The 11,145-nt window shown below is 36.1% G+C and carries 11 protein-coding genes, 2 tRNA genes and 1 pseudogene; 2 read left to right on the top strand and 12 right to left on the bottom strand.

The features are described 5' to 3' along the window. From ACKI4H_RS13680 to ACKI4H_RS13665, 4 genes and pseudogenes are all read right to left on the bottom strand, one after another. Positions 1–201: pseudogene (locus ACKI4H_RS13680) on the bottom strand (hypothetical protein); the annotation flags it as partial. An 8-nt stretch (positions 202–209) separates the two neighbouring features. Then, a complete protein-coding gene (locus tag ACKI4H_RS13675) occupies positions 210–1,052 on the bottom strand; it encodes a ParA family protein (RefSeq protein ID WP_407306642.1) in 843 nt (280 codons plus the stop codon). 82 nt (positions 1,053–1,134) lie between these two features. Then, a complete protein-coding gene (locus ACKI4H_RS13670) occupies positions 1,135–1,527 on the bottom strand; it encodes a SirB2 family protein (protein WP_407306640.1) in 393 nt (130 codons plus the stop codon). A gap of 16 nt (positions 1,528–1,543) precedes the next feature. Beyond that, on the bottom strand, positions 1,544–1,855 hold the full coding sequence (locus ACKI4H_RS13665; protein WP_407306638.1) for a BolA family protein: 312 nt from the start codon (positions 1,853–1,855) through the stop codon (positions 1,544–1,546). A gap of 235 nt (positions 1,856–2,090) precedes the next feature. On the opposite strand from ACKI4H_RS13665, the gene ACKI4H_RS13660 reads away from it, so the two are divergent. Further along, positions 2,091–2,163 (top strand) — tRNA-Gly (locus tag ACKI4H_RS13660). 41 nt (positions 2,164–2,204) lie between these two features. After that, a tRNA-Gly gene (locus tag ACKI4H_RS13655) sits at positions 2,205–2,280 on the top strand. A gap of 193 nt (positions 2,281–2,473) precedes the next feature. Here ACKI4H_RS13655 and ACKI4H_RS13650 read toward each other — a convergent pair. From ACKI4H_RS13650 to ACKI4H_RS13615, 8 genes are all read right to left on the bottom strand, one after another. Then, positions 2,474–3,733, bottom strand: coding sequence for a capsule biosynthesis protein (locus ACKI4H_RS13650; protein ID WP_407306635.1), 1,260 nt, complete (start codon positions 3,731–3,733; stop codon positions 2,474–2,476). 7 nt (positions 3,734–3,740) lie between these two features. Further along, entirely contained in the window at positions 3,741–5,726 is a 1,986-nt protein-coding gene (locus tag ACKI4H_RS13645) for a capsular polysaccharide biosynthesis protein (RefSeq protein ID WP_407306633.1), read from the bottom strand. 211 nt (positions 5,727–5,937) lie between these two features. Beyond that, positions 5,938–6,102 (bottom strand): hypothetical protein, encoded by a 165-nt coding sequence (locus tag ACKI4H_RS13640; RefSeq protein WP_407306630.1) that lies wholly within the window; start codon positions 6,100–6,102, stop codon positions 5,938–5,940. Between the two features lie 143 nt (positions 6,103–6,245). Further along, on the bottom strand, positions 6,246–7,535 hold the full coding sequence (locus tag ACKI4H_RS13635; RefSeq protein ID WP_407306628.1) for a hypothetical protein: 1,290 nt from the start codon (positions 7,533–7,535) through the stop codon (positions 6,246–6,248). Between the two features lie 18 nt (positions 7,536–7,553). After that, on the bottom strand, positions 7,554–8,915 hold the full coding sequence (locus ACKI4H_RS13630) for a glycosyltransferase family 2 protein (protein ID WP_407306625.1): 1,362 nt from the start codon (positions 8,913–8,915) through the stop codon (positions 7,554–7,556). Positions 8,916–9,052: 137 nt separating this feature from the next. Next, the gene (locus ACKI4H_RS13625; protein ID WP_407306623.1) at positions 9,053–9,430 is read right to left on the bottom strand and encodes a hypothetical protein; all 378 of its coding nucleotides are present in this window, start codon (positions 9,428–9,430) and stop codon (positions 9,053–9,055) included. 28 nt (positions 9,431–9,458) lie between these two features. Then, entirely contained in the window at positions 9,459–9,800 is a 342-nt protein-coding gene (locus ACKI4H_RS13620) for a hypothetical protein (RefSeq protein ID WP_407306621.1), read from the bottom strand. 174 nt (positions 9,801–9,974) lie between these two features. Then, a complete protein-coding gene (locus ACKI4H_RS13615; RefSeq protein WP_407306619.1) occupies positions 9,975–11,138 on the bottom strand; it encodes a hypothetical protein in 1,164 nt (387 codons plus the stop codon). Positions 11,139–11,145: the final 7 nt, after the last annotated feature.

Below are 11,145 nucleotides of genomic sequence, written 5' to 3'. Positions count from 1 at the left end.
ACCGACGCCCACTCCGCTACGCTTGGGCGGTTGTACGCCACTGTCGACATATTGCTGAATACGGTTATATTCACTTTGTAATTGCTGGCAGCTCAAGGCTTGATACTGCGTTGGTGATACATAAGTCGGTTTAACTGTGGTCGCACACGCGCCTAATAAAAGTGTACTGCCCAATAACAGGCTTAAATACATTATCTTCATGGGAAACCTCAAATCTTATTTTGCTCAATTTCATTGAACAATGATTGATAGGCTTGCGTCAATTTATGATCAGTAGCCAAATGAATTAAAGGCTGATTTTTAAGGTGAGACTCTTTCATTAAGATTGAAGGTGGCAACATACTCTCTAACACAGGCAAGCCTTCATCTTTGAGTTGTTGCACCACTTCACGTGGCAATTTTGCCTGTGCCTGAAACTGGTTCACCACAATGCCTTCAATTTCCAGACGCTCATTATGATCATCTTGAGTTTCAATGACATTTTCAATCAGGGTTTTTAAAGCCCGTTTCGAGAAAACATCACAATCAAAAGGAATCAGTACTCGCTCTGCAGCAATCAGTGCAGATAAAGTAAAGAAGTTAAATGCGGGTGGCGTATCAATATAAACACGGTCATATTGACCTGCCAGCTGTTGCAGGGCATCGCGTAATTTATAAATTTTATGTTTGGATTCTAAAGCATGTGCCAGTGTACCCAAGGTCGGACTGGCAGGAATCACATGCAAATTTTTAAACGGCGATTGATGAACATAGCTTTCCAGACCTTTGGAACGATTCTTTAAAATCGAACCAATGGCATTTCCTAAAAGTCCTTTACTTTGAGTGCTGCCCAGCACTTCTTCAAAGTAGTTCTCAACATTCGGCTCCAATGCAGGTTTATCCACCGAGTAAGTCGCATCATCTCCCAATAGATATTGACTCGAATTGGCTTGTGGATCGAGATCAATCAACAACGTTTTAAAACCTTGATGTGCACTGATTGCCGCTAGATTTACGGCAATACTTGACTTGCCGACCCCACCTTTTTGATTAAAAACCACACGTGTCCGCATTGCAGCCCTCTATGCTTTATATTTATGTATTGCTTGCAGTTTAACCTACCCGCCTTGCTTCAAAAACAATTATGTCTAACAATTAGCCGAAATTTGGCTTAATGATGACTAGACCAATAATCCCAATCAGTGCCACCACAGCAATGGCTAAGCCTGCAAGACGTTGTGCCAATAAAATACTGTCATCTTTTTTATACGCTTTGTTTAAAGATGAAAATAAAACCAGGAATAAAACCACTTTGGCATAGAACCACGGTTGCACTTCGAAGTTCTTGATCACTAAAGAGGTGACCCCGGTCAATACAATCAAGCTCATCGACAAATGCTGGAATGCCACCAAAAATTTCCGTGCCACTGGATTAGGCTGATTACCCTGAACCCCGACAAACAGAGTAAAAGCCCGAGCAATTACCACCCCAATCAGCAGGGTCACAATACTCATATGTATAATTTTAACGGTCAGCTGCATGTCCATTGTTGTTCAACATTCCTTATTCAGATTTGGGTGCATGTGCACATTCAGGGCTGGTCGTCGCTTGTCCTTGCCATTCCGACGGAACAAAAGCATGGATTGCCAGCGCATGAATACGACTCGGGCTAAGCAAATCTCCGGCTGCAGCATAAATTTTCTGATGACGTTGCACCAGGCGTAATCCTTCAAAGCTGTTACTCACCACAATCACTTTAAAATGTGACTCTTTACCGGGGAAATAGCCACCATGACCTGACGACTCATTCACCACTTCCAAATGTGTCGGTGATAAATCTTGAAGGCGTTGAATCAGTTGCTGTTCTAAACTCAAAATAATACTCCCAAATCGCTTAAGCGCTGGGCTTAGTATAACGTGTTCCGATTCAATCTTTATCCTGAAGCATTTAAATCATTCAGCAGTTTTAAGCAGAGATCGTGGTGAGCCATATCATTTTTGCTTACAAAACCGCCATCAGCCTGAAAAATGGTTTTATTTTATGCAATTGATACAAGTTTTATCATAAAGTTATTGACCCTATTTTTGCATAATGTATTATACACGGCATGCGGGAATAGCTCAGTTGGTAGAGCATAACCTTGCCAAGGTTGGGGTCGGGAGTTCGAGTCTCCTTTCCCGCTCAAATTTTTTAGTGTAAGTTTTATAAAAAACTGCTCAATAAGCGGGAATAGCTCAGTTGGTAGAGCATAACCTTGCCAAGGTTGGGGTCGGGAGTTCGAGTCTCCTTTCCCGCTCCAGATTCAAAAAAAGCCCTCATCGAAAGATGGGGGCTTTTTTTATGGAGTTAACTATTATTTCTATTTTCTCATTGAAACCAGGAAAACTGATCCTGATGCATTCTTAAATGGATTATTGATAACTTAATTTCAAATTTAAACTAAATTTTATAGAACAGCAGACTGCGTTAAATAGTAAAACTGACGCAAGACCTTAGGTAGAAACAGGATTATTTGATTGCTGCATTTCTACATCCATTTCGATATGCGACCTATCATAATGATTCATCCAAGGTGAAGCACCATAAAAAGCGCCATTCAATTGAGAGTAATTAATCAGTTCTTCACGGAAATATTTAAAATAGACCTGATCGACCCTACCAGGATTTCTCCAGAATTTTGCTAAAGGGCGTTGATTGGTCAGTTTGGGTAAATTATATAGCGCATAGCCCAGTACCTTTACCGGAATGCGATGATATAGCGCTTGAATACCTGTCGTGCTATTTACCGCTACAAAACCGAGGCTACTTTTTAACAGCGTCGGTAAATGGATATCACAAAAATAGTGAATCCGTCCTTCAATCTTATAAGACTTAGCCAGGTTTTGAATATAGGAGGCATAATTACGATAACCACGATCCATCGGATGATGTTTGAGCACCAGATGATGATATGGATCTGCATGCTGGGCAAAATCCTGAATCACCATTTGAATGTACTTTTTCATACACTTTAAATCGGAATGGGTACGGATTTGAAAATCGTTATGGACTTGTAATGCGAAAACAAAATAGCGTTTTCTATATAGCCGCATAAATTTCTTAAAACGCCTGTCCTCTACACAATAGTTTTTAATACGCCGAATACCCGACCAGATCCAATAATAAATTTCAGCCCAAATACTCATCTGCCGGTGGTGTTTATAATGTGGATATTTCCAGGAGAAAATCAGCATAAACAGATAATAGATCATCACACTAACCACCATTGAGCGGTAGCTATTATTTACTTCGGAAATTTCCTCAATCTGGGTATGTTTATGTTTCTTGGCTTTTAACTTCAAATGCGATAAAAAGTTGGAAAAGAAATTAACTCCATCCTGCTCAAAGGTAATGTAGTTCGGCCGGATGTAGCCTTCTTCAAAAGCAAAAAAGTTAATCTGATGCTTTAATGCAACTTTTTTTGCAATTTGATGATATTTGCGGCAGTCACCAAAACATACGACCGCATCAATGTCCTGGCTTAACAGCAGATCCTCAATCCAAGCTGAAAATTCAGCAGAAGAACCGGTAAAATCAAAATTATCTTCAAATGAACGTGAAAAAAATTGATCTCCGCCGTTCAAATTTACTTTAAAACAATGAATATTATGTGCTTTTAGCCATGCAGAAAAACAAGTAAAAAATTTCCCCATTGGTCCCTGTAACAACAGAACCCGATCAGAAAGTAATAAACGATTTATATGGACTGACATAAAGAAATTAACCTATTTTTTTTAGTATATTATATAGAGCCAATAATATACGTTTATACCTATCGTTATAACTTACCTTTTGATTTAACTGTTTTTTTATATAACCAATTACATCTTCAGGTCTGACCAAGGGAATGCCCGACACCTTGATATTCGCTAAATTATAGGTCGGATATTCTACAAGGGTTACATACAATAAATCGTCTAATGTGATATGTCTACTGCGTCTTTGTGACAGGTACATATCTTGAGTCAAACCCCAACCTGCATAGAATGGCAATCCATAACAATAGACTTTTAGCCCTCGAACCAAGGCTTCAAAACCGCTTAAAGAGGTCATGGTATGTACCTCATCACAAATTTCAAAACACTCTAAAATAGAAGTATCGAGTTCTACCTGATCGGCATATTGCAACATATCCGGTTCAGGAATTTTCCCTATGCGTAGTCCGGCTTGGACATCGGGATGCGGCTTGTAAATAATATAGCTGTCTGGGTGGTTTTCCCGGACTTGCTTGAGCAACCCAAGATTGGTTTTGATTCCCATCCCCCCCAGCTGAATCGACATATCGTCCTCCACCTGTCCAACGACCAACAAAACACGTGGATGTGGGGGACGTGTTAATGACTTTGCTGTCCCGACATTATATTTGGAAATATTTAAATCAATGAGTAATTGTCTTAGGTACTGTGCGCGGTCAATCTGCTCTGCACTTAAATTCACATTTAAAAGCAGCTGTTCCATCCGTGAAGGCTGTGTGGCGTCGTAGTAAATTCCAACATTGTCAAAAACTAGGGAACAGGGTCTGATCAGCTTCGCCCCTAGGCCCACAGAACGAATAAATCCATCCTCAACAGTGGTGACCTGTTTATAACCCGATTCTTTCAGCAGCTTGGCTTTTTTTCCCCAAGCCAGAATATGATGATTTTTATGCGGTTTAAAATAACGCTGAAATTTCAGCTTGAGCTGAGGAAAAGCAAAATAAGCTGCAATAAACTTTTTCTTCCAGGGACTGAATCCATACGCTACATACGATTGAGCCAATCCTTGCTGAAACTGTATATTAGGAATGAGCAAGTCTAGAACTTCTTCCAATTCACAGCGCTGACCTGTCACCGGATTGACGTAACGGGCGTATTGCAAATACGCACAGGCAAATAAATGCTGCAAGGATCGATTTTGCATGCGTCGCCCATTTAAAACATGTAGTGGCGCGTGATGGTCTTGGGTGAGTCCCCAGCCTGCATACCATGGCACACCAAAACAATGGACTTTCTTAGCACAAAGCAAGGCTTCAAAGCCTAGCTGTGAACTGACCACATAGACGTCGCTCATATATTCCAACAGTTCAATCGGATTATAGGCTTCAGTCAATACCTGAATGTTTGCAGATGCAAAATCGTGCGCCTGGAAATGCGATTCTGCTTTGCCCGCAAGTACATCGGGATGGGTTTTGACCCAAATCGTTGCTTCTGGATGGTCTACACAAGCTTGCGCCAGCATTCGCTTAAAAGTTTCTGGCGTAGCACCTGCATATTTAATGGATTGATCTCCAAAAGTTTGATCAATTACTAAAACATGTTTGGTTTTCTGATCAAATTTTACTGGGTCTATTATTTGGAATTTTTGATTATATTTGGTGATTTTTTGGCTCAAAATAGTCTGAATGGCAGATACGGCGCGTAAATTTAGCTCTTCCTTTTCTGCTTGAAGAATTAGTTGTTCCAAGTCAGAGGATTGTGAGGCATCAAAATAGATTCCGGTGATATCCGCGACTAGAGAAAGAGCCGCAAAGCCCTGTTTACCCAACCCCAAAGAACGGATAAAACCGTCCTCCAGGCAGAGTGCTTTTAAACCCTTTTTTTCAGCAAGAGCTTGGGCTTTAAAGAAGCTTTCTTTACGACCCCAGCCTGCAGTATAATTTTCATAAGGTTCTAGAAGTGGCTTCCAAGCTACCAGTGAATGTTTTTCTAAATATTTAAATAACAGCATGAATTAATATAATTCCAAATTTTCCTGACAATTTTTTATCTTTTTATCGTGTGCAAATTCGCACAGCCATTGTATACGTTGCCTAAATGATTTATTTCTTAGGCGCTCTTCACTATAGCTAATTAAATAATGTTTATGTTTCTGAATTTCTATTTTTTATTCATTAAAGCTAAATTTTTTAAAGTCGAAATGTTGTAGCGCTCGGCTAGAATTATATAGATATTGAACACGTTTCGGAATTATGAGTTATTTTAAAATAACACTCATTAAAAAGAACAAGAGTTGGAATTTTTTTATTAATAAGTTGCATTTCCATTGCAGTAATATCGACTACAGTAGCAGCTATTTCAATATTTTTAATAGAAGATTGCGGCATGAATATGCATCCACGGTAGTTCCACCTATCTGAAAGACTCACATGAGATTTAACCAACACAATATCAATGGCTAGTTTCTTACACTCGATTATCATCTGATGCAGATATTGTATATATTTTTAGGGGGGGATACCCTCTAATGTTACTGAATAACTTTTTCACGGCTATTATTAAGCAATGTAGAGTCTTTTGAAATTTCACTTAAACAATGATAAAATTCATCATTTTTCGTTGCATCTATTGTTAAAAGATAATCTAATGCCTTATATCTGGCTTTTACCAATCTATCATTTCCTTTTACAATAACCTCATCTAAGAGATCTAGTAACTCTTCAATATTAGAAAAAACATAAGTATATTCGCTGTATTGCATATTACTATTTGAAGTAATGATCTCTCTATCAATAGGCATGAATAAGAAAATTGGTGCTAAAGTGGAGATACACTCACTGACAACCGCAGAAATATCACAAATAAAAAAATCTGCATTTTTAATAATTTTTTCAACTGGTACTTCTTTAGAGTGTAACGTCACATTATCTTGATTTTTAAAAAAAATCTCACTGATTGTAAGAGGTAAGTTAAGCAAGGTTTTATCTCTAGAACCAAGAACAGGATGTAGTTTTATATCAATATCATAATTAAGTTTATTAAAAATTTCACTTAACATTACAGGCGCTAGATGTGCAGAAGAATAGTTATTTTCTTCATAAACACCTTCCCATGTTGGAAGATAAACTAAACGTTTTCTAATATTCTTTGATAATGTGTATTCACTTACTAAAGTATTTTTCAAATTTGGACGTCCAATTTTGACAAATTTAATATGGTCAGTATTGAAATCTGTATTTTTAAAGCGGTCTATATGAGCTTGGCCTGCAACCCAAATTTCATCATAGACACGGAAAAACTTGTGTGCACTTCCAGCCTTCTCACTATCACCATGTCCTAAAAAAATATGTTTGTAACGATTATATCTAAGTGTATGAATTAGATTTCCAGTATTTGAGAAGTAATAAATGGCCTTGATGAAAGGCAATTTATTCAAGATATTTTCAACATCACTTGGATTTTTTGCATATACGATATCTAAGTAAGAATATTTTTGTATAGCCCAGTCAAATAAAGCTTTGTTTCTTATTAAGATAGCAAAATCTTCTCCAGATTTTGCAAAATGTTCAACCCATAGATCTAAGTGAGACGGGCCATGGGTTAAACCTTCACCTGTATGCAAAAGGTGAACTGTTTTTTTAAATAATCTAATATTAGAAACGATCAAATTTACGCCATCTTTAGATATAAATTGTTTTTGTTGTTTGAGAAAACTAATATTGAATTTACTACCTAAAATATCAGGTTCTATACCTTTATTTTTTAAAAAATCTTTGATAAACAAATCAGGTTTATTAAAAAGTTTGCTAATTTTTGACATAACAACTACCTTAAATTATTAATATTCAAAATCACTTAAAGAAAAAAGTTCCCAATCTTTCATTGATTGAGCAATCAATTGTAAGCTCCCATTTTTACGAGCTGATAAGAATTTATCCTCAAATTTTAGTGAAAATAGGTTATTCTGAACGCTAACATCTAGAAGTTGTGCTTTAGCTTTGCTATATAAAATTAAAAAACCATCTCTATTAAGAGTTAAATATTTAATTTTATTATCAAAAACAACATACAAAAAAGCACTTTCCCTAATATCATCTCTCTTCAAATTAAATATAATATGTATATAACAATATTTTAAAATATTATAATCACACTCATGAATAGCAATAACTTTTAATTCTTTTCTATCTAAAACAAGAAAATCTCCATGATATGTTTGGATTCTTTTATGTTTAAAGGATTCCTTCAAATGCTTATCTTCTATCTTTAAAATTAATCCATTATCTATACACTTCATTAATCTTTGATCATCAAAAATATGCATATAACTATATATATCAGAAAGATAATTTTCACCTTTGGTATTATAGTTATTAATAATATTATTAATTCTTTGTATGCTTGGTGTATCCAAAAATCCAATATTAAAAGTTTTATTAGCTCTGTTTTTGATTTTCTTAGCGAAATACTCTGGAGTTTGTGCCTCAAAATGCAATAAATGTAAGTTATCTTCAATATAAGCCAGACCTAAATCATTTTCATAGGGTTTTGATACATGACACGATGGTGCTCTTATAGGGTATTGTGTACGAAAAAAAGTTTTACCTGTAATATGACCATAAAAACCTGATTTATGGTTAATTTCAGAAACATTATATATTTCATTCCATTTTCTAACATGATTCTTGTTATGAACTTTAAAGTATTTTGTACTAAATACTTCAAAAAAATTTAGAGGAGCTTTTTTATGATATATAGCTTCTATCGGCTTAACCAATATTGAAAAAATGTTATTTGGATATTTTTTCAAAATTTCTGATACACTACCTTGACAGTATAAAAGCTCATCAATATCCATCATTAATAGCCACTCTGAATTACATATAGAGTGAGCATGCAACATATTATGATATTGTCTATACTCTACAATACTAGGCCTTTCACCCTGAGAATATCTTAAGCACTCATAGTGTTCCCTCTGAGCCCAAAAAAAATCATCACACTTAAATATTTTAACTTTATCACTAGGAAAAAAATTATCATTCTCATAAAAATCTTGTGGTGAATCTAAGAAAATATAAATATGATCCACACCCATATCTAAATGATGTTTTATAAAAATATTAATATTATCTATAGATGTTTTAGCTGTAACAACTATAGACCACGTTACTTTTACATTTTTAATAAGGTTATTCACTTTAATTCACTTTCCAAATAAGTATTAGAGATAAATTTAAAAATTCTACTTTAGCAAAAATCTATAACACCAAAAAAAAGAAAATTTAAACTAACCCGAAGTTAGATCAAATTTTAAAATGTAGAAAAATTAAATATCTATAAATCTAACGCCACCTTTACAGCCACTGCAATCTGATAGATCACCTGGGTGATACCATGGGTCAGCTCGATTCCCTTGGTCTGGGCTTTCGGAAGCACTAAAATCTCGTTACCCTGCTGGATTTTTGCAGTTTTACTGACCAGTTCTGCTTTACCATTCTGCTGGATCACAATCACTTTGGATTTATTCGATTTCTGGCTAAAGTCTCCAATCTGCTCGATATAATTCTTGGTATTCAGTCCATTACTGTATTCAATCCCATTCGGGAAAGCAACTTCGCCATGCACCATAATAATCGAGGTTTTTTCCGAAATATATAAGATATCGCCCTGTTCCAGTATCACATTTTGAAAAGAATTGGGATTGAGTACCATTAGCCCTTTAGGCTGAATCTATCGTGCTTTAGCTTGACTCAAGCGTAAGGTGGCTTCTTCCTGTGTACTTGAGCGGGCATGTGGTTTCCTCCAGCTTGTCCAGCGCAACTTTCAGCATCTCTCTCTGCCGTGTAGCAACAGAAGTACGGTAAAGCTGCAAAGACTCGGCTTCAGCTAAAGCATTCGGATGCAGTTGCACCAGTACATCCCCCAGTCTGGCACCATAGGGCAATACAATGGCATGGCCACCTTTATGTGCACCATCAACCCGTACCTGAATGGTTCCTGTATAGCGGTCAGCCGTCACTGTAACAACATTACCATCTTCAATCATGATATTCGGTGCCTGATTTATAGAAAGGAAATCCATAACAATAGACTTCTAGCCACCGAATCAATGCCTCAAAGCCACTGAGCGAGGTGATGGTTGTACCTCGTTACAAATTTCAAAACACTCTAAAATGGAAGTATCCAATTCTACCTGATCCGCATATTGCAACATATCCGATTAATGTTTTGCTAAATATTTAAATAACAGCATGAATTAATATAATTCCAAGTTTTTCTGACAATTTTTTATCTTTTTGTCGTATGCAAATTTGCACAACCACTGTATACGCTGTCTAAATGACATTATTCTCAGATTTTCCTCACAATAACCAATCAGATAATCATAATGTTTTTGTATTTCATCTTTTTGTTGTAAAAAACTGAATTCTTCCATATTAAAGTTTTGCAAAGATCGCTTGGTCGCATACAAATATTGCACCTGACGGGGAATAATCAGCGTATTTAAATAATCCTGCTCAAAAAGTACCAAGGTGGGTATCTTCTTGTTAATTAGCTGCATTTCCATCGCTGAAATGTCAGTCACAGCAGCTGAAATTTTAATCTCAGGCTTATAGGATTGTGAAATAAGCGTATAACCTCGATAAAACCAGTGATCTGCTAATTTGACCTGTGATTTTACCAATACAATTTTAACTGGTGATTTTTTCAACTCATTCATCATCTTTTTGAAATGAAACAAGTATCCTTTATCCCGGTGTCCCAGATTAGGATGGGGTTGGATATACAGTTTTTTAATCCCATATTGCTGGATGATATGACTTAAAATTTTGGTGGCTTGCACTCCAATCGAGGCATAATTCTCTTCAGGTATGCCGCCTTCCCAAGTAGGGGCATAAAGCAGGCTCTGACTATCGGATGCAAATACATAAGCATTTTGCCCGATAAAGGTATCCCCCATCGTTAATACGCGATGTTCATGGTGAATATTATATGAATTAAAAATACTGGCCTTTAAAAACCGCTCAATACCTACCTGTCCTGAAGTAATCACAAAATCATAAATTCTTATAATCGGCTTAATAGACGCCAGTTTATGGCTTTCACCATGGGTTACAAAAATATGGGTTAAATCACGGCGCGCAGTAATTTTACAATTTGACTGTGCATTGAACAGATAAAATACGACTTTGTTTGAGCTAAAATCCAGATCACTGTTTTTCCGTATAAATTTATATTTTATCCGTCTTGGGCTAAGCCTCTTTTTTATATATTTTTCAATATCTTTATAATATTTAAAATAAATACAAATGCAGTCATCAGGATTAAAAATATCTGTCTGGAAATAAGTTATGAGTTGATCTATCGTGCCTTCAATTTTTGAGTCTATATAAATGTAATATAAATTATTTTCGGACATGAGCAGC

Origin of the sequence: Acinetobacter sp. (assembly GCF_045628685.1) — a bacterium.
Taxonomy (GTDB): domain Bacteria; phylum Pseudomonadota; class Gammaproteobacteria; order Pseudomonadales; family Moraxellaceae; genus Acinetobacter.
Note: the sequence above shows the minus strand (reverse complement) of the source record. Positions and strands in the feature narration are given on the sequence as shown.

Bases quoted from the DNA above. Each gene is read 5' to 3' on its own strand.
- ACKI4H_RS13670 (WP_407306640.1), bottom strand. From the start codon at position 1,527: ATGGACATGCAGCTGACCGTTAAAATTATACATATGAGTATTGTGACC.
- ACKI4H_RS13620 (WP_407306621.1), bottom strand. From the start codon at position 9,800: ATGGATTTCCTTTCTATAAATCAGGCACCGAATATCATGATTGAAGAT.
- ACKI4H_RS13675 (WP_407306642.1), bottom strand. From the start codon at position 1,052: ATGCGGACACGTGTGGTTTTTAATCAAAAAGGTGGGGTCGGCAAGTCA.
- ACKI4H_RS13615 (WP_407306619.1), bottom strand. From the start codon at position 11,138: ATGTCCGAAAATAATTTATATTACATTTATATAGACTCAAAAATTGAA.
- ACKI4H_RS13645 (WP_407306633.1), bottom strand. From the start codon at position 5,726: ATGCTGTTATTTAAATATTTAGAAAAACATTCACTGGTAGCTTGGAAG.
- ACKI4H_RS13640 (WP_407306630.1), bottom strand. From the start codon at position 6,102: ATGCCGCAATCTTCTATTAAAAATATTGAAATAGCTGCTACTGTAGTC.
- ACKI4H_RS13650 (WP_407306635.1), bottom strand. From the start codon at position 3,733: ATGTCAGTCCATATAAATCGTTTATTACTTTCTGATCGGGTTCTGTTG.
- ACKI4H_RS13625 (WP_407306623.1), bottom strand. From the start codon at position 9,430: ATGGTACTCAATCCCAATTCTTTTCAAAATGTGATACTGGAACAGGGC.
- ACKI4H_RS13635 (WP_407306628.1), bottom strand. From the start codon at position 7,535: ATGTCAAAAATTAGCAAACTTTTTAATAAACCTGATTTGTTTATCAAA.